The sequence below is a fragment of the Spongiactinospora rosea genome, assembly GCF_003315795.1.
In the GTDB taxonomy this organism is placed as follows: Bacteria; Actinomycetota; Actinomycetes; order Streptosporangiales; family Streptosporangiaceae; genus Spongiactinospora; species Spongiactinospora rosea.
Window position 1 is genome coordinate 193325 of the sequence record NZ_QMEY01000008.1, and the last position, 18126, is coordinate 211450.

14 protein-coding genes are annotated in these 18126 nt (G+C 71.5%); 9 read left to right on the top strand and 5 right to left on the bottom strand.

Going from position 1 to position 18126, the window contains the following annotated elements:
* Window positions 1-27 precede the first annotated feature (27 nt).
* The 7 genes from DP939_RS20650 (at window position 28) to DP939_RS20680 (ending at window position 7618) form a co-directional block, all read left to right on the top strand.
* Entirely contained in the window at window positions 28-792 is a 765-nt protein-coding gene (locus DP939_RS20650; RefSeq protein ID WP_199565294.1) for an SDR family NAD(P)-dependent oxidoreductase, read from the top strand.
* Window positions 793-811: 19 nt separating this feature from the next.
* Window positions 812-1756 (top strand): phosphotriesterase family protein, encoded by a 945-nt coding sequence (locus tag DP939_RS20655; RefSeq protein WP_113982368.1) that lies wholly within the window; start codon window positions 812-814, stop codon window positions 1754-1756.
* Window positions 1757-1767: 11 nt separating this feature from the next.
* On the top strand, window positions 1768-3222 hold the full coding sequence (locus tag DP939_RS20660; RefSeq protein WP_113982369.1) for an aldehyde dehydrogenase family protein: 1455 nt from the start codon (window positions 1768-1770) through the stop codon (window positions 3220-3222).
* Window positions 3223-3244: 22 nt separating this feature from the next.
* A complete protein-coding gene (locus tag DP939_RS20665; RefSeq protein WP_113982370.1) occupies window positions 3245-4021 on the top strand; it encodes an HpcH/HpaI aldolase family protein in 777 nt (258 codons plus the stop codon).
* 37 nt (window positions 4022-4058) lie between these two features.
* Window positions 4059-4733, top strand: coding sequence for a TetR/AcrR family transcriptional regulator (locus tag DP939_RS20670; protein WP_113982371.1), 675 nt, complete (start codon window positions 4059-4061; stop codon window positions 4731-4733).
* Window positions 4734-5044: 311 nt separating this feature from the next.
* On the top strand, window positions 5045-6367 hold the full coding sequence (gene aspS, locus DP939_RS20675) for an aspartate--tRNA(Asn) ligase (RefSeq protein WP_113982372.1): 1323 nt from the start codon (window positions 5045-5047) through the stop codon (window positions 6365-6367).
* 222 nt (window positions 6368-6589) lie between these two features.
* Window positions 6590-7618 (top strand): ArsR family transcriptional regulator, encoded by a 1029-nt coding sequence (locus DP939_RS20680; protein ID WP_199565295.1) that lies wholly within the window; start codon window positions 6590-6592, stop codon window positions 7616-7618.
* Window positions 7619-7621: 3 nt separating this feature from the next.
* On the opposite strand, the gene DP939_RS20685 is transcribed toward DP939_RS20680, so the two are convergent.
* Window positions 7622-8749, bottom strand: coding sequence for an ABC transporter substrate-binding protein (locus DP939_RS20685; RefSeq protein WP_113982374.1), 1128 nt, complete (start codon window positions 8747-8749; stop codon window positions 7622-7624).
* Window positions 8750-8892: 143 nt separating this feature from the next.
* A complete protein-coding gene (locus DP939_RS20690) occupies window positions 8893-10551 on the bottom strand; it encodes a TROVE domain-containing protein (RefSeq protein ID WP_113982375.1) in 1659 nt (552 codons plus the stop codon).
* An 857-nt stretch (window positions 10552-11408) separates the two neighbouring features.
* Between DP939_RS20690 and DP939_RS20695 the strand changes: the two genes are divergently transcribed.
* Together DP939_RS20695 and DP939_RS47025 are read left to right on the top strand one after the other, a co-directional pair.
* A complete protein-coding gene (locus tag DP939_RS20695) occupies window positions 11409-12914 on the top strand; it encodes an MDR family MFS transporter (protein ID WP_225878396.1) in 1506 nt (501 codons plus the stop codon).
* Window positions 12915-13348: 434 nt separating this feature from the next.
* On the top strand, window positions 13349-14851 hold the full coding sequence (locus DP939_RS47025) for a hypothetical protein (protein WP_199565296.1): 1503 nt from the start codon (window positions 13349-13351) through the stop codon (window positions 14849-14851).
* A gap of 84 nt (window positions 14852-14935) precedes the next feature.
* On the opposite strand, the gene DP939_RS20705 is transcribed toward DP939_RS47025, so the two are convergent.
* From DP939_RS20705 to DP939_RS20715, 3 genes are all read right to left on the bottom strand, one after another.
* Window positions 14936-15550 (bottom strand): TetR/AcrR family transcriptional regulator, encoded by a 615-nt coding sequence (locus tag DP939_RS20705; RefSeq protein ID WP_199565297.1) that lies wholly within the window; start codon window positions 15548-15550, stop codon window positions 14936-14938.
* Window positions 15547-17007, bottom strand: a complete 1461-nt coding sequence (locus tag DP939_RS20710) for an FAD-dependent monooxygenase (protein ID WP_113982378.1) — start codon at window positions 17005-17007, stop codon at window positions 15547-15549. The genes DP939_RS20705 and DP939_RS20710 overlap by 4 nt, the downstream gene beginning before the upstream one ends.
* Window positions 17008-17262: 255 nt before the next feature.
* Window positions 17263-18108 carry an alpha/beta fold hydrolase gene (locus tag DP939_RS20715; RefSeq protein WP_113982379.1) on the bottom strand — a complete coding sequence of 282 codons (846 nt, stop codon included), beginning with the start codon at window positions 18106-18108 and terminating at the stop codon, window positions 17263-17265.
* Window positions 18109-18126 lie beyond the last annotated feature (18 nt).

Below are 18126 nucleotides of genomic sequence, written 5' to 3' on the forward strand. Positions count from 1 at the left end.
CAGGGCAGATCAGACAGGAGCATGACGGTGAAAGGTCTGACGGGCAAGGTGGCCGTCATCACCGGGGGCGCGTCCGGCATCGGTCTCGCCACCGCGGCGGCGTTCGCCGAACGAGGCGTCTCGGTCGCCATCGCCGACATCGACGAGGAGGCCGGGCGCAAGGCCGAGAGCCTGCTCGGCGAGCGGGCGCTGTTCGTCCGCGCGGACGTCAGCGACGAACAGCAGATCAACGGGCTGATGCGGGCCGCCGCGACCCGGTTCGGCCGGCTGGACATCCTGGTCAACAGCGCCGTGGCGCTGGTGGCCAAGGGCGTCGAGGCGACCCCGGAGGAGTGGGGGCGGGCGTTCGCCACCAACGTCTTCGGCTACGCGCTGTGCGCCAAGCACGCGCTGCCGTACATGCGCGAGCAGGGCGGCGGGGCGATCGTGAACATCTCCTCCATCTCCGCGCTCATCGCCCAGCCCGACCGGATCACCTACAGCGCGGGCAAGGGCGCGCTGCAGAGCCTGACCCGCGGCCTCGCCCTCGACCTCGCCGCCGACGGGGTCCGGGTGAACGCGGTCTGCCCCGGCACGATCTGGACGCCGCCCAACGAGGCGTACCTCGGGGCGACGATGGGCCTGGACCGGGCCGGGGCCGACGTACACCCGGCGGTCGGCGGGGAGGCCATGCTGCGCCGGGTCGGCGGCCCGGAGGAGGTGGCCGAGGCGGTGGTCTTCCTGGCCTCGGACTCGGCGAGTTTCATCACCGCGGCGAGTCTCGTGGTGGACGGCGGCCAGACCGCCAGGTGAGCGGAGAAGAGGTACCGGCATGACATTGATCGAAACCGTCGCGGGGCCGGTCGAGCACACCGAGCTCGGCCGTACCCTCGCCCACGAACAACTGCTCACGGTGAGCGAACCGCTGCTCACCCAGTTCCCTCACCTGTACGACCGGGAGGCCATGTACACCGCGGCGGTGGAGACCGTCCGCGGGGTGCAGGCCCACGGCGTGCGCACGATCATCGACCCGTGCGTGGCGATGCTCGGCCGCGACGTGGCCTTCCACGCCCGGGTCGCCGCGGAGACCGGCGTCAACCTGGTCGTGGCCACCGGCCTGTACACCTACAACGTGCTGCCGCCCTACTTCCAGTGGCGCGACGCCGACGCCCTCGCCGACGCGCTCGTGCACGACATCGAGCAGGGCATCCAGGGCACCTCGATCAAGGCCGCGTTCATCAAGTGCGCGACCGACGAACCGGGCATCACGCCCGACGTGGAGAAGGTGCTCCGCGCGTCGGCCAGGGCCCACCTGCGCACCGGCCGGCCGATCATGGCGCACTCGCACGCGGCCACCCGCACCGGCCTGGAACAGGCCCGCATCTTCCGCGAGGAGGGCGTGGACCTGCGCGCGGTGCAGATCGCGCACACCGGCGACAGCGACGACCTCGGCTACATCGAGGAACTGCTCGACCTCGGCGTGTGGATCGGCATGGACCGCTTCGGCGTCGAGGGCCTGCTGTCCCTCGAACGGCGGGCGGCGACCGTCGCCAAGCTGTGCGCCCGCGGCCACACCGGCCGGATGATGCTGTCCCAGGACTACTCGGCCTTCAACGACTGGGTTCCGGCCGACAAGCTCGCCCTGTTCGCCCCGGCATGGTCGATGACCCTGCTGTTCGAGACCGTGCTCCCGCGCCTGGCCGAACTCGGCGTCGGCCACGACCAGATCGACGAGATGCTGGAGCGCAATCCCGCCGCCTGGCTGAGCGGAAGCTGAAGGAGACCCAGATGACCGCGACTCACATCGGCAGCGAGGCCGGGCTGTACATCGCCGGCTCCTGGCGGCGGGGCGGCGGGCCCGCGATCCCCGTGATCAACCCCGCCACCGAAGACGTCATCGCCACCGTCCCGAGCGCCACGCCCGAGGAGGTGGAGGAGGCCCTGGCGGCCGCGCAGCGCGCGCAGCGCGAGTGGGGCCGGGCCCCCGGCGGCGTGCGCGGCGCGCTGGTACGGGCGATCGGCGACGTCATCCGCGCGAACGCCACCGAGCTGGCCGAGCTGCAGACGGCCGAGGTCGGCAAGCCGCTGGCCATCTCGCACGCCGAGATCGCGATGGCCGCGCAGCTCGCCGACTACACGGCCGGCTGGGACCGCCGGATCGAAGGCGAGATCCTGCCGAGCGACAACGCCGACGAGGTCATCCACCTCAACCGGGTGCCGATCGGCGTGGTGGCGGCGGTGACCGCCTGGAACGCCCCGGTGGCGCTGCTGGTCCGCAAGATCGCCCCGGCGCTCGTCGCGGGCAACGCCGTCGTGGTCAAGCCGAGCGAGCTGGCTCCGCTGTCCTCGATCGCGCTGGTCCGGATGATCGCCGAGGCGGTCGATCTGCCGCCGGGCCTGCTCAACCTGGTGACCGGCGGCCCGGAGACCGGGCTCGCGCTGGTCACCAGCCCGCGTACCGGGCTGGTCACCCTCACCGGCCACCGCGACACCGGCAAGAAGGTGATGGCGGCGGCCGCGGCCAACCTGACCAGGGTCTCCCTGGAGCTGGGCGGCAAGGCCCCGGCGATCGTCTGGGCCGACGCCGACCTGGACTCCGCCGTTCCGGCGGTGGCGATGGCCCGCCACTTCAACGGCGGGCAGGTCTGCACCAGCGCCGAGCGGGTGTTCGTGCACGAGTCGGTGTTCGAGGAGTTCGTGGCCCGGTACACCGCGCTGGTCGGGCACCTGCGGGTCGGCGACCCGCTGACCGAGGTCGAACTCGGCCCGCTGGCCGGGGCGGCCCAGCGGGACAAGTCGATCGGCGCGATCGAGCGGGCCAAGGCGGAGGGCGCGCGCGTCGTGCTGGGCGGCGGGCGGCCGGACGGCGACGCCTTCGAGCGCGGATTCTGGGTCGCGCCGACCGTGCTGGTCGATGTCGAACCGGGTATGCACATCATGCGCGAGGAGGTGTTCGGCCCGGTCACCCCGATCGCCAAGGTGGACACGCTGGAGCGCGCCTTCGAGCTGGCCAACGAGACACGGTACGGGCTGTCGGCCTACCTCTACACGGCCGACCACCGCATCGCGATGCGCGCCGAACGCGACCTCGACTTCGGCGAGCTGTACGTCAACCGGTCGATCGGCGAGCAGGCCCAGGGGCACCACTCCGGCCACCGGGAGTCGGGGCTGGGCGGCGAGGACGGCAAGCACGGCGTCCTGCGGTACACGCAGCTCCGCAGCGTCTATCACAACTACGCGTGACGGAGAGAAGGGAAGCGATCCGATGACCTTGCGAGAGCTGTGGGAGCGGGGCGAGCCGACCGTCGGCACCTGGCTGGTCACCCCGAGCGACCTGCAGGCCGAACTGCTCGGCCGGGCGGGATTCGACTGGATCTGCGTGGACGGCCAGCACGGCCTGGTCGGCTACGAGGGCATGCTGACGTTGCTCCAGGGGCTGGCCATCGCCGGGGTGCCCGGTCTCGTACGGGTGCCCTCCAACTCCCCCGAGCACATCGCCCGCGCGCTCGACGCGGGGGCGCAGGGCGTCGTGGTGCCGATGGTGAGCACCCGGGAGGCGGCCGAGCAGGCGGTGACCGCCGCGAAGTACCCGCCGGAGGGCAACCGGAGCTGGGGGCCGAGCCGCAACATGCTGCGCGTCCCCGACTACAGCGCGGCGGTGGCCAACCGCCGCAACGTGGTGGCCGTCATGATCGAGACCCCCGAGGGGGTCGCCAACATGGACGAGATCATGTCGGTCCCCGGGGTGGACGCGATCTACGTGGGGCCCAACGACCTGGCCCTCGGCTTCGGCCGCGAGCAGGACGACCCCGAGCAGGAGGCGGTGATCACGTCGCTGGCCGAGGGATGCAAGCGGCACGGCGTCGTGGCGGGCATCCACTGCGATGACGCGCAGACGGTGATCCGCCGCCGCGAGGCGGGCTTCCACATGCTCAACCTGGCCACCGACGCCTCCCTGCTCTACCACGGCGCGCTGCACGAACTGGCCGCCGCCCGGGAGGTCGAAGTGGCCCAGCCCCGCCGGACCGCCTCCTACGTCTGATCTCCGGTCGATCCCGATTGGTTGGTACCGTCACTGCATGGCCGAGCAGCGGAAAGCACGTCGCGGAGGACGTCCGCCGGGCAGGACACCGCGCCGGGAGATGCTCATCGACGCGGCGCTGGACCTGTTCCACAGGTCCGGCTACCGCAACACCTCCACGACCGACGTCGGGGCGGCGGCGGGCATCAGCGGCCCGGCGGTGTACCGGCACTTCGCCAACAAGGAGGATCTGCTCACCGCGGTGCTGGAGCTGTCCTCGCAGTTGATGGAGACCGCCGCCGCCGAGGCCGCCACGCTGCCCCCGCGCGGCGCGCTCGACTACCTGCTGGACAGCTACGCGGCCTTCTGCGTGCAGCGGCCCGGCCTTTCCATCATCTGGCTGGAGGAGCGGCGCAACCTCACTGACGAGATCCGCGAGCGGATCGGCGGGCACCACCAGGACTACATCTGGATGTGGACGACCACGGTCGCCGCGGTGCGCCCGGAGCTGGCCCGGACCGAGGCGCACGTCCTGGCCCAGCTCGCGATCGGCCTGATGACCTCGGTGACCTTCCTGCATCTCGATCCGCGCCATCCCGGCCAGATCGACCAGGAGGGCATGCGGCGGCTGCTGGCCGAGACCGGGCGGCGGATCGTCTTCCAGACGACCGCGGCGGAGCTGGCCGCGGCGGTGCATCCGGCGCGGCGCGACGCCGTACGCGCCACCTGGTGATCCCGTATCCTGGTGGGCAACGCGTTGACGGAGACGAGTAGCCGCGGGACCACGCGGGTCGTAGAGAGCCGCCGGTAGCTGCGAAGGCGGCCCCGCGCCCCACGGCGAAGACCCTCCCGAGCGCGGAGAGGAACGGCCCGCACGCCCCGGCGAGGGGCGGGGGCCCGATGCTCCGCCGGCCCGCCCCCGTTACCGGGCGACGACGAGGCCGCCACCTCGCGAGGTGGCGGCGAAGGCGTGGTGGCACCGCGAGTACCCTTATCGCCCACGCCCCCAAGGGATCATGACGAGGTCCTTTGGAGGGACTTTCGATGATCCGCCCTACGAACCGCGTGCCGGTCTCCGGCCTGCGCGGACATCTCGGCCGCACGGTGACGATCTGCGGCTGGGTGCGGACCCTGCGGTTGCAGGGCCGGATGCAGTTCGCCGTGATCCGCGACCACACCGGCATGGTGCAGGTCACCCACCGGCGCGGCGGCCCCGGCGACGCGCTCGAAGCCGCCCTTGAGTCGCTGACCGCCGAGTCGGCGGTGCGGATCACCGGGACGGTGACCGCCAACCCGATCGTGAAACTCGGCGGCCTGGAAGTCGTGCCCGAGTCGATCGAGGTGCTGGGCCGCGCGGAGACGCCGCTGCCCATCGACGAGCGCACCGGGCCGGAGCAGCGGCTGGACTGGCGTTTCCTGGACGTGCGGCTGCGTCCGGAGGCGCGGCTCGCGTACGCCGTGCAGACCACGCTGGAACAGGGGATGCGCGAGTACGCGTACGCCGCCGGGTGCGTGGAGATGCACACGCCGAAACTCATGGGCACCGCCTCGGAGTCGGGGGCGGAGGTGTTCCGGCTGGACTACTTCGGCCGCTCGGCGTACCTGGCGCAGTCGCCGCAGTTCTACAAGCAGATGGCGGTCGCGGCGGGCATCGACCGGGTCTTCGAGATCGGGCCGGTCTTCCGCGCCGAGCCGTCGTTCACCTCTCGGCACGCCACCGAGTTCACCGGCGTGGACGTCGAACTCGGGTGGATCGGCGGCGTTTCGGAGGTGATGGCGTTCGAGGAGGACATGCTGGCCCACGCCCTGGCCAGGGTGGCCGACGCGCACGCCGACGCGATCGGGGAGCACTTCGGGGTGGAGGTGACCGTCCCGAAGACACCGTTTCCCCGGGTCACCATGGCCGAGGCGCGGGAGATCCTGCGGCGCGGCGGCTGGGACCCGGCCGGGGCCAAGGCGGACCTGGACCCCGCGGGCGAGCGCGGCATCGCCGCGCACGTCCGGGCCGAGACCGGGCACGACTTCGTGTTCGTCACCGACTACCCGGCGAGCGTCCGGCCGTTCTACCACATGCGGCCCGCGGGCAGGCCGGACCTCACCTGCAGCTTCGACCTGCTGTGGAAGGGGCTGGAGATCACCACGGGGGCGCAGCGCGAACACCGGTACGACGTGCTGCTGCGGCAGGCGGCCGAGAAGGGCATGGGCACCGGGCCGCTGCGCGACTACCTGGACTGCTTCCGGTACGGCTGCCCGCCGCACGGCGGCCTGGGCATGGGCCTCGGCCGGGTGCTGATGGTCCTGCTCGGCCTGGACTCCATCCGCGAGGTCACCTTCCTGTTCCGGGGGCCCAACCGGCTCTCCCCTTAATACCGACCCCAGCGTGTCCGCATTTCCGGAAAAGAGCGGAAATTAGCTGACTTATTCGGGCGGGCACATGGGCCGGGCGACGAAGCGGATGCTCGGGTTATATGTGAACATCCGCTCGTCACCCTATGTTCATACGCCATGGCGTGATTCCATTGGCACGGCAATGGTTCTCAGCAGCGTCGCAGCCTGTGGAGGCGTCCCATGCGCGAAGAAGAAACAGAAATGAGCACCGAAAGCGCCGAGCGGGATTCTCATTTCTTCCTCATCGGCGAGGCGCTCGGCTACCTGTACCCGGCCGTGCTGCGGGCCGTCGCCTCGGTCAAGCTCGCCGACCACCTCGCGGACGGGCCGCGCACCGCGGCCGACCTGGCCGGGCGTACCGGCCTGGACGCGGACGCCCTGTACCGGGTGCTGCGCCTGCTGGCGACGCGCGGCGTCTTCGAGGAGGACGCCGAGGGCCGCTTCCGGCTCACCTCGCTCGGGCACGCGCTGCGCTCCGACGTGCCGCTGTCCGCGCGGTCCGCCATCCTCATGCTCACCCACGCGACCTTCTGGCAGTCCAGCGGGGAGCTGGAACGCTGCCTGCGCAAGGGCGGCACGGTCTTCGATGACATGTTCGGCATGCCGTTCTTCGAGTACTTCGCCCAGGACGCGGAGACGGCGGCGACCTTCCACGACGGCATGGCGGCGATGTCGGACTGGGAGAACGGGCCGATCGCCGCCGCCTACCACTTCCCCGAGTCCGGCGTGGTGGCCGACGTCGGCGGCGGCCAGGGCGGCTTCCTGCTGGCCGTGCTCGCCCGGCGGCCCGGCCTGCACGGCGTGCTGTACGACGAGACGCACGTGCTGGCCGGGCACCGGCCGCCCGGCGCGGAGATCAGCGGTCGCTGGCGGACCGCCGCGGGCGACTTCTTCACCGAGGTCCCTAACGCGGACGTCTACCTGCTCAAGCGCATCCTGCACGACTGGAACGACGAGCAGGGCGTGACCATCCTGCGCAACTGCCGCAGGGCGATGGCCCCGGGCGGCCGGGTCCTGGTGGTGGACGCGGTCGTTCCCAAGGGCAACGACCCGCACCAGGCCAAGGCCGTCGACGTGATGCTGATGGGCGCGCTGCCCGGCCGCGAGCGCACCGAGGCGGAGTTCGCCGGGATGTTCGCGGCGGCGGGCCTGCGGCTGTCCCGCGTCGTCCCGACCGGCACCGTGCTGTCCATCGTCGAGGGCGTGGCCGCCGACGACGCCTCCGGGTGACGGTCAGGTGGCGGCGAAGGTCTGGAAGCGCTTCAGCACGGCGTCGCGGTGCTCTCCCCACCACTCGCCGTTCTGCATGAACTGCACCTCGAGGTTGTCCGGGTGGGAGGGCAGGGTCTTGGCGAAGTCCTTGTCCATCAGGTCCAGGGCCTTGCTGTTGGCCGGTCCGTTGGGGTAGTTGCTCCACACCGCGGCCTGCACCTCGGGCCGCAGCGAGTACTCCATCAGCTTGAACGCGGCCTCCTTGTGCGGCGCGCCCTTGATCACCGACCAGCTCGCCAGCTCGAACATGCCGCCGTTCCAGGTGAAGTCCACCGGCGCGCCGGAGTTCTTCAGCGCGCCGACGCGCCCGGAGAAGATGCTCGACGCCGCCACCTGCTCGCCGACCAGCATCTGCCCCGGCTGCGCGCCCGAGACCCACCACTGCGGCACGTGCGGCTTGAGCCGGTCCAGACTGACGAAGGCGCGTTCGACGTCCAGCGGATAGAGCCGGTCGGCGACCACCCCGTCGCCCAGCAGGGCGAACTCCATGTCCGGGGGCACCCCGTTGTCGGCGCCGCGCAGCGTCCGCCGGCCGGGGAAGGCCTGCACGTCCCAGAAGTCCTGCCAGCCCTTCATGCCGCGCTTGGCCCAGGGCGCCTTGGTGCTCCAGGCCAGCACCACGGAGAACAGGTAATAGGTGAGCCAGTTGCGGTCGACGTAGGAGTGATCGACGCCGGGGATGTCGAGCAGCCGGTCGGGTAGTTCCTCGAAGTAGTCGCGGCCGATCGGCAGCACGGTCCCCGGCCCGCCGGCGATCACGTCCCACTCGATGGTGCCGGTCTCGACCATGGCCTTGATCCGCGCTCCCGTCGGCGGCCCGGCCACCACCACTTCGATGCCGGTCTCCTTGCTGAACGGGTCGAAGATGTACTTCTTCTCCGCCTCGACCAGCGCGCCGCCCCAGTCGGCCACCACCACGCGGTCGCCTCCCCCGCCTCCCGAGGGGCCGGAGGAGCCGCCGCCGCACCCGCTGACCAGTGTGGCGGCGGCCAGTCCCCCGGCCAGCGCCGAACCGCGGGTCAGCAGGTCCCGGCGGGTGATGTGCAGGCTGGAGCGGTGGGATGGGAATCTGCCCGGCGATGCCTTCATGGCGAGCCTCCTGCTAGCTTTCGGCAAGCATGCCCGACACGATCGCCGACCGTCAGTGAGATGTCTTCGGCTCCCTGTCACAAAGGCGTCACGGGCCCCATGTGCGCTGATCACAGCCCGTATGCCCGGGGCGGCCGGACCGGTCAGCGTACGAAACCGGTCACGACCAGCGGCAGCGACGCGTCGATCCCCGCCATGTTGAGCACGCCCGCGTCCTTCGGGTCGCCGATCGTGTAGCCCACCGGGACCATCGCGGCGACGACCACGCGCACGCCGGGGTTGACCGCGTCGCGGTACGCCTGAAGGGCCTGCGCGGCGTGCGAGCGGCCCGCCCAGGTCTCGTTGTCGGTGAACACCACGACGCCGTCGGCCGCCAGCCGCTCCTGCCGCGCCCAGGTGAACGGCAGCGACAGGTCGGTGCCGCCGCCCGAGGGGCGCCACCCGGCGATCTCGCGCAGGTTGGTGCGCGGCGTCACCTTGGACGGGTGGACCCGGGTGTCGACCTCGATGACGTGCGCGCCGCCCCGCTCGACGCGGGTCAGCATGACCGCCATCGCGCACCCCACCTCGTACGCCGTGCCGATCGGCGAGCCGCCGACGGACACCTTCTGGTGGCTCATCGACCCCGACGAGTCCACCGCGACCAGGAGCCGCCGCCCGGAGGGCGCCACGTTGCCGAAGGACAACTCGTACGTCTGCTCCAGCGCGTCGAGGATCGCGGGCACCGGGGTCCAGGTCTGCGCGCCGCCGCGCGGGTTCGGCCGGCTGCGGCCGCAGGCGTACACGCGCATGGCGAGCCAGGCGTCCATCGGGTGGACGCGGGCGCGCAGGATCGCCTCGCGGTCGGTGAGCCGCCGCACCGCCCGCGACGTGGCCGCCGCCATCGGCTTGAGCGTGCCGAGCCGGGTCATGCGGGCCAGGTTGCGAAGGAGCGCCGTCATGCCGATGGTGTCCACGAGCGCGTCCCACACCTCCGACTCCTTCAGCATGGCGTCGGGCAGGAACTCCCACGGCACCCGCGCCTCGGTGACCACCCGGACCGCCTCGCGCGCCGAGGTGACCGCCTTGGCGGTGCAGAACCGGTCGATCGCGGGCAGCTCATCTCGTGCCTCGTCATCGCTGACGTTTCCGGCGATCCACCCGAACAGCGTCCGCCGCTGCGGCGAGTCGGCCCGCGGGTGCGCGATCCGCAGGACGTCGCGCAGGTCGAACGCCTCGCCCTGCGGGGTCTTGCGCTGCCGCGCCTTGCAGGCCCGGAAGGCCACGCCGTCGGGGGCGCCGCCGAGGAACCACGACGCGAGCGCGGTGCGCAGCGAGCGCCCGGTCACCGGCGCGGTGCCGCGCGGGGTCGCCTTGCCGCCGAGGTTCTTGTAGTAGCCGAAGAAGGAGGCCAGGTGATCAGTGGTCCTGGCGACCTTGGCCAGGGCGGACTTCGCCGCCCGGCGGGTGGCCGCGTCGCCGCGCGCGTAGCAGGCGGCCAGCGCGAACAGCGCCGGGTGGTTCTTCGGCGCTCGCGGCGGCCGGGCCGTGGAGATGTCGGTGAGCAGCGCGACGACGCGCGGGCCGTCGGCGGCGATGGCCTGGAACAGCACGTCCGCGTTCTGTTCGGTGAGCCTGTCCTCGCCCACGTAGTAAGTGCCGCCGGTGGTGCCGAGGATCAGGAAGTCCTCGACCCGGTCCCACAGGTCCTTGGCGAACACGTAGCCGCCGGCCGCGTTCCGCACCTGGCCGGGACGGCCGGGCATGGGCCGCCGCTGCGGCGTCGCGAACCTCGAAACGCCCGCGAGGGGATCATTCGCCATGATGCGCTCCTTCCATTCGGCCCCGCCGCCCTGTTCGCCGGCCCGGCCAGAGGCACGGATGTGGGGATTCCGACCGGCATTTTGACGGTGCGCTGCCACTGCGCCACACGAGGATGTGGCCCTCGTGGCGAGGAATCGAACCTCGCGACCCCCGGATCCCGAATCGATGACCGACCGGATTCGACCCGTGCCCCTGGCGGGACCGGCTCTGACCGGCCCATGAGCCCTGAGAGAACGCGGATATGGGAGGCGGGCGCCGGATGCGTCTTTATTTCAGAAAGATAACCGACGCCCATTCGACCCGCGTCTCTCAGGCCTCACGAACCGCTTCTCACATTAGCGGCACGCCTGCCGCGCCACATCTGATTATTCGGCGCGCGGGAAATACCGGCCCCTTTGACCGCCCTGACGGTTGTAAGGTCCGGAGTCGATCTCGGGGGCCTTCGGCCGTCGAGCCCGCGAACGTGATTCTTCTCTCACCGGCCGCCGCTTCTCCCGCCGATCAACGGTCATCGCCCGTGCGGGCGGTGATTCGGCGGGCCTTCCACACCCGTATCCCCTCGACGCGCCGCCGGACGGCTCTGGCTAGCATGGAGATCCCCTCGGCGGGCAGGACGGGGCCGCATCGCCCACCCAGGGCCATGGCGCAGAACGGCCCTCAAGACGATCCGAAGATCATCATCTGCCGCCGGTTAAATCCAGATGACATCTCCCGGCACAACTCGGAATGCTGAGGGCGGTCGATGAGTTTTGTCGGTGGCGTCCGGCAGGCTTTTGTACGACCGCAACCGATTGAGACCGACGGCTGGGCCACCGGCCACGACACGTTATGCCCGCGACACTGATCGAGGTTTCCCTTGTCCTCCCCACAGCTCGACCCACCTGTCACGTCCGCCCCCGCCGTTCGAGGCCGCACACCGGCCGTGATCCGGCTGCTGGTGCTCGCGACGTTCGTGGTCATCCTCAATGAGACGATCATGATCAATGCGATTCCGCAGCTCATGGAGGCGCTGCACATCACCGAGCAGACGGCTCAGTGGCTTTCGACCGCCTTCATGCTGACCATGGCCGCGGTGATCCCCATCACCGGGTGGTTCTTGCAGCGGGTGTCCACCCGGCAGGCGTACACCACGGCGATGGGCCTGTTCCTGCTCGGCACCGCGCTGGCCGCCGTCGCGCCGTCGTTCGAGGTGCTGCTCGGCGCCCGGATCATCCAGGCGTCCGGCACCGCGGTGATGATGCCCTTGCTGATGACCACCCTGATGCAGGTCGTGCCGGAGTCCGACCGGGGCCGGGTGATGGGCAACGTCACACTGGCCATCTCGGTGGCGCCCGCGATGGGCCCGACGATCTCGGGGTTGATCCTGCAGCTCGGGTCCTGGCGGCTGCTGTTCGCCGTGGTGCTCCCCATCGCCGCCTTGATCACCTGGGGCGGTCTCAGGAAGCTCCAGAACATCGACGAGTCCCACTTCAGCACCGTCGACTGGTTCAGCGTGGTGACCGCCGCGGCCGGGTTCGGCGGCCTGGTCTACGGGCTCAGCAAGTTCGAGGGCGGCGACGCCGGCCTCGCCATCGGCATCGTGGCGGCCGGTCTGCTCAGCATCGCGGTCTTCGTCGCCCGGCAGATCTTCCTGCAGAAGCGCGGCGCGCCGCTGATGGACCTTCGCACGCTGCGCCACCGCACCTTCACGGTCGCGCTGATCCTGATGGCGGTCGCCTTCATGGCGATGCTCGGCTCGATGATCCTGCTGCCGCTGTACCTCCAGAACATCCGCGCGCTGAGCCCGCTCCAGACCGGCCTGCTGGTGATGCCCGGCGGCCTCGCGATGGGTCTGCTCGGCCCGACCGTCGGCCGGCTGTTCGACCGGTTCGGCGGACGCGTGCTGGTCATCCCCGGCGCGATCGGGATCATGGTCGCGCTGGCCGCCTTCACCCAGGTCACCATGACCACGCCGTTCTGGCTGCTGCTCGCCGTGCACGCGCTGCTGATGATCAGCCTGGCCGCGACCTTCACCCCGGTGTTCACCCTCGGCCTCGGCGCGGTCCCCCCGCACCTCTACAGCCACGGCAGCTCCATCCTGAGCACCCTCCAGCAGGTCGCCGCCGCCTTCGGCACGGCACTGGTCATCACCGTGATGAGCGCCCGCGCCGAGGCCCTGAAGGCCACCGGGGTCACCCAGGTGGCCGCCACCCTCGACGGCATGCGCCTCGCCTTCATCATCGGCGCCGTCCTGTCGGTCGCCGTGGTCATCACCGCCCTCCTCCTCCCGGCCCGCGCCGAACACGCCGACGCCCACGGCCCCGACGAGGAGCCCGACCTCACCGTCGAAATCGACGACGACCGCTCCGTAAAGGTCACCTGACCCCACCGGCCGGCCAGGCCCACCCCCCACCCACCCGGGTTCGGCACCTGACCGCAGTCCCCTATCCCCGGCCACCGAGCCGGATTTCCCATCGGTAATGGCCCCCGACCTCGGTCACACCAGACAGACTCCGCCCCCACTCCGGACTCGGCGCCTGACCACAAGCTCTTGTCACCGGCTCCCCCGCCGAATTCCCATCGGTGCAGATCACCCCACCTTCGTCACGGAAACCCCGCCTCCCACCTCCGTCCCGGACTCGGTGCCGGACACACTCCCGTACCACCGGGCTTCGCGCCGGATCTCCCGTCGATGGAGACCGCCTGACCACGGTCACCGGGAGCCTCGGGGCCCCCACACCAGGCAGGCTCGCCCCTCGCCCCTCGCCCCTCGCCCCTCGCCCCCGCTCCGGCTCGGCGCTTGATCACAATCCCCTATTGCCGGGTATCGCGCTGGACGTCCGTGCCGATGTCCTCAGTGTGCGGACACCGAGCCTGATCTGGATCGGTCACCCCGTGACCGTCCTCGCCGTGGTGCTGCTGCCGCTCAATGATCACCTGTTCAAGGTGTGGTGGCCGGGGCCGGTGAGCGGAAAGCTCAGCGATGTGGCCGGGCTGATCGTCGTCCCGCCCCTGCTCGACCTGCTCATCCGCCGCCCCCTGGTGTCCATCGCGCTCACCGGCGCGGCCTTCACCCTGGTCAAGACCACTGCCGGCGGTGCCGCCCTGGCCACGTACGCGTGGTCGGCGCTCTGGGGACCCGCGCAGGTCGTCGCCGACCCGACCGACCTGCTCGCGTTGCCCGCCCTGGCCGTGGCCTGGTGGGCGCGGGGCCGCGCGTATCCGGGTGCCGTGCGGCGGGCCCGAGCCGTGATCGTGATCCCGTTCGCCGTACTGGCCGTGGCGGCGACCCACAGCGTGCCCGTCATGCTGCCCGACAGCGCGTACGCGGTGGGCACGCACGACGGGGCGATCGTCGTGGCCGTCAGCGGCGGCGAGGAGTCCCGCCCCACGAAAACGGTCTTCGCCTCCGGCGACGGGGGATGGTCATGGGCCGCGAGCGGCAGCCCGCCTCCGCCCGCCGTACAGACCTCGGCCTGCGTACCCGGCGAGCCGACCCACTGCTACCGGATCGTCCCCGGCCTGCTCAAGGTCGAGCAATCGGCGGGCGGCCTGTGGACGACCGCGTGGGAGGTCTCCCCCGGCGACCAGGACAGGCTGGTCAGAAGGTACGAACCCCTATTCCCGAAGTACGCCGGGAAGGTCGCGTCGCTGGGCATCGCCGTGCAGGCCGTTCCCGGCGGCCATACCGTGGTGGTGGCCAACGGCGTGGACGGGATCGCCCTGCGCAGCGCCGACGGCGGATGGCACCGGCTGGGGTGGGCGGGCACGGCGGGGTTCGCCGCCGCGAAAGCGGTTACCCTGAACGCGCCGGGCAGATACCACAGGCTGGTCCCCGGCATCGCACTGCTGGCCGCCCTCGCCGCGGCCCTGGCGGCACTGTGCTGCGCGGCGGTGCGGTCCGCTCTTCCGCTCGCCGCGCTGACCATGCTGGCCGGAGGCTACTGCTGCCTGGCGGGACTGAACACACCGATCTTTTTCGATCCACAAGCCGTGGCCATCGGCCTGCTCCTGCTGGCGGCCGGCCTGCCCTGGGCGGTGACGATCGCCGTAAGGGTCCGGATTCGGCTACTTGCGTCGGGCATCGCCCTGGTCGCCGGGTGCGCCGAGTACTACGCGGTGATGACGCCCTACCGCCTGTGGCGTTCGGCCCTGATCGGCCACTACCACCTGGCCACCGGCCTGGCCGTACTGCTGGGCGGGGTTACGGCGGCGGCAGGCGTTCTCGCCGTACTCCGCTACGGCGTACGGCACGCAGCGGGGGCCAAGGATCTTCGGACGGGCGGTAGAGGCGGCTCTGGTGATGGACGGCCTCGATAGAGCGCAGCATGTTCCCGGCGTCCGATTTGTCACCGCGCCCCGCCATCAGCGTCCGCCGGGAATGTGCCGTGCCGGCGGGCGGGGTCAGGGGGCTTTGGTGGGGTGATAGAGGCCGATTTGGTGGTAAACGGCCTTGATGTAGCGGAGCATTTCTGCGGCGTCTGGGGGGTCTGGTTGGAGTACGCGCCAGGTCACTGCGCCTGCCATCATGTCGATCAGGACGTCGGGGTCGGCGTCCGGGGAGACCGTGCCGTTTTGCTGGGCGTGGCGGAGCATTGCCATGGCGAGGTCGCGGCGGGGGAGGATGTGGTGTTTCCAGTAGGCGGCCATCAGGGACGGATGGCTGACGGCTGAGCCCATCATGCGGGCGGTCAGGGCGCGGAACTCCGGGCTGGCCGTTGTCTCCGCCGCCGCGGGGAGGATGCGTTCGATGATCTCGTGCGGGGTCATGGTCTCGACGTCCTCCGGGGAGGGGACGAGGTCGGCGGGGACCGTCTGTTCGACGGCCTGGGCGATCAGTTCCTCCTTGCCGCTCCAGCGGCGGTAGACGGTGAGCTTGCCCACTCCCGCGCGTTTGGCGATCTGCTCGATGCTGGTGCCCTCCACGCCGCGTTCGATGAACAGCTCCAGCGCCGCCCGCAGGATCGCGGCGTCGGTCTGCGGGTCGCGGGGGCGTCCGCGGCCTCGGGCAGTGGTCAATGGAGTGCTCCGTCCAGCCATCGTGCCAGCTCGGCAGGGCCGCCCTTGCAGGCCAGGTGGGCGTCCGGGCGTACGAGCATAGCGGGCAGCGCGTGGCCGGACGGGTGCAGGAGCGTCACCTGGTCGCCGAGCCGGGGGCGGGCCGCTTCGAGGGCGGCGGGGCCGCCGAGTACGGCCCAGCGGCCGCGTAGTTCGGCGTGCAGGCGGGTGGGGGTGCCGTCGGGCCGTTCGCAGGGGAGGTCGGGGACGCGGTCGCCGGGGCGGGGCCGTGCGCCGCGACCGCCCAGCGGGCCGCGGTGGTAGCTGACCCAGAGCTGGGAGGTCCCGTAGGTCACCCAGCGCTGCAGCCGTCCGATGTTGGAGATCGGCAGCAGTACCTGGTCGCGCAGGAACCGGCCGACCGGCCCGGCGGCGATATTGATCTTGGTTTGCGCGGTGCTGCCGCTCAGCACCTTGGCGGCCAGCGGACGCCGCTCGGCCTCGTAGGTGTCCAGCAGGCGCTCCCCGGCCCGGCCCTGGGCCACCAGGGCCAGCTTCCAGGCAAGGTTCTCCGCGTCGCCGAGCCCGGTGAGCATGCCCTGCCCGCCGAACGGCGCGTGCGCGTGCGCGGCGTCCCCGGCCAGCAGGACGCGTCCGCGCCGGTAGGTGTCGGCCAGCCGGCGATGCACCTGGAACAGCGACGCCCAGTCGGCCTCCAGCAGCCGGACGCCGATCCGGCCGGTGCGCTCGGCCAGGATGCGCCGCATGCGCTCGACGATCTGCTCCTCGCTCGGCCCGCTCTCGCGGAAGGCCGGGTCGTACGCGAGCAGCCGCCACCGGCCGCCGGGCATGGGCATCGCGCCCAGCATGCCGTCCGGGTGCACCCAGCCGCTGGTCCCCCCGCGCTCCAGCGTGGTGTCCAGGCGGGCGTCCACCAGCAGGAAGCGTTCGCTGACCTTGACGCCGGGGAAGCCGATGCCGGCCAGCCCGCGTACGGTGCTGCCGGTACCGTCGCAGCCCACGAGCCGGCCGGCCCGCACCACGCGCCCGTCGGCCAGCGTCGCGGACACGCCGGAGGCGTCCTGCTCGGCCGCCACCAGCCCGGCGTTCCACTCCGGCCGCCCGCCCAGCTCGGCCAGCCGGTCGCGCAGCGCCGCCTCCACCCGGGCCTGGGAGATCACCATGGGCGGCGCGGCGGTGCGCAGCCCGGGGTCGCCGAACCGGATGCGGGTCATCGGCCGGTCCCCCGCGTACGTGGTGATCGTCATCGCCCGCAGCGACTCCCCGGCCAGGCCGCCGAGCGCGTCGAGCCGGTCCAGGACCTCCGAGCCGCGCGCGTGCACGAAGTTGGCCCTCGACGTGGTGGCCGGCCCCTGGGCCTTGTCCACCACCCGTACCGAGACGCCGTGCTGGAGCAGCGCGCAGGCCAGTGCCAGGCCCACCGGCCCCGCCCCGGCCACCAGAACGTCGGTGTCCATGAGCCCTCCTATTAGTTAACGGTACCGTTCCGTAAACAAAATAGGCGGCCGGTGGGCCGGTGTCCAGCGCCGGTCACCAGGCCCAGGTGGGATCGCCGGTGGCGGACTGGGACACCGCCCACAGCCGTTCCCGGGCGGGCTCGCGACTCCGGCAACCGGGCCAGGCTGGAACGGATGCGCGACATGTACGCCTTCATGGGCCGCGAGTTCCCCGCCCTCATCGACCGCTGGGACCGCGAGCACCCACGCGAGCCGTCATCCGGCGGCGGTGTGGGCGAGGAGTTCGGCGAGCAGGGTGTCCCAGGCGCGGCGCGGTAGTTCGTGCCCGACCCCCGCAAGCGGCACCAGCCGGGCGCCGGGGATCTCGCGGGCGAGGGCCACGCCGTTGCCGTACGGGAAGAACGGGTCGTGCGTGCCGTGCAGGACCAGCGTGGGCGCCTTGATCTCAGGCAGGCGTTCGCGCCAGCGGGCGCCGTGGTCGATGAAGGCGATGTTGGTCAGGCTCACCGCGACATCGGCCGTGCGATCGAAGGTGCGCCCGGCCACCGCGCGCCGCTCCGCCTCGTCGATCGGCACCTCGCCCGCGAAGACCCGGTCGGACTCCACCAGATGCCGGATCACGCTCTCCCGGTCGTTCCAGTCCGGCTCCGGGGCGTTCATGATCCGCTCCATGAGCTTCGGGTCGTGTTCGGGCAGGTCCGCGTCCGCGGGGCCGGGGGCGGTGGGCCGGGTGCCGATCAGTGTCAGGGACGTGACTCTCTCAGGGTGGTCGAGCGCGGCGAGCTGCGCGATCCAGCCGCCCACCGAGAAGCCGGCGACGTGCGCGGCGGGCAGGCGCAGCGCGTCCAGGACGCCCATCGCGTCGGCCACGAGATCGCGCAGCGTGTACGGCGCGGCGCGGTGGCCGTAGGAGACCGAACGGCCGGTGTCGCGCATGTCGTACCTGATCACGTACCGGCCGCCCGCGAGCCGCCGGCACAGGTCATCAGGCCAGGTGAGCATCGACGAGCCGATCAGCAGGACCGCCGGATCGCCATGGTCGCCGAAGGTCTCCAGGCACAGGCCCACCCCGTTCACGTGAACCTCGGTCTGAACGTTCATCGCCGCCTCCTGTATCGC

Bases quoted from the DNA above. Each gene is read 5' to 3' on its own strand.
- DP939_RS20655 (WP_113982368.1), top strand. From the start codon at position 812: ATGACATTGATCGAAACCGTCGCGGGGCCGGTCGAGCACACCGAGCTC.
- DP939_RS20660 (WP_113982369.1), top strand. From the start codon at position 1,768: ATGACCGCGACTCACATCGGCAGCGAGGCCGGGCTGTACATCGCCGGC.
- DP939_RS20665 (WP_113982370.1), top strand. From the start codon at position 3,245: ATGACCTTGCGAGAGCTGTGGGAGCGGGGCGAGCCGACCGTCGGCACC.
- DP939_RS20670 (WP_113982371.1), top strand. From the start codon at position 4,059: ATGGCCGAGCAGCGGAAAGCACGTCGCGGAGGACGTCCGCCGGGCAGG.
- aspS (WP_113982372.1), top strand. From the start codon at position 5,045: ATGATCCGCCCTACGAACCGCGTGCCGGTCTCCGGCCTGCGCGGACAT.
- DP939_RS20680 (WP_199565295.1), top strand. From the start codon at position 6,590: ATGAGCACCGAAAGCGCCGAGCGGGATTCTCATTTCTTCCTCATCGGC.
- DP939_RS20685 (WP_113982374.1), bottom strand. From the start codon at position 8,749: ATGAAGGCATCGCCGGGCAGATTCCCATCCCACCGCTCCAGCCTGCAC.
- DP939_RS20690 (WP_113982375.1), bottom strand. From the start codon at position 10,551: ATGGCGAATGATCCCCTCGCGGGCGTTTCGAGGTTCGCGACGCCGCAG.
- DP939_RS20710 (WP_113982378.1), bottom strand. From the start codon at position 17,007: ATGGACACCGACGTTCTGGTGGCCGGGGCGGGGCCGGTGGGCCTGGCA.
- DP939_RS20715 (WP_113982379.1), bottom strand. From the start codon at position 18,108: ATGAACGTTCAGACCGAGGTTCACGTGAACGGGGTGGGCCTGTGCCTG.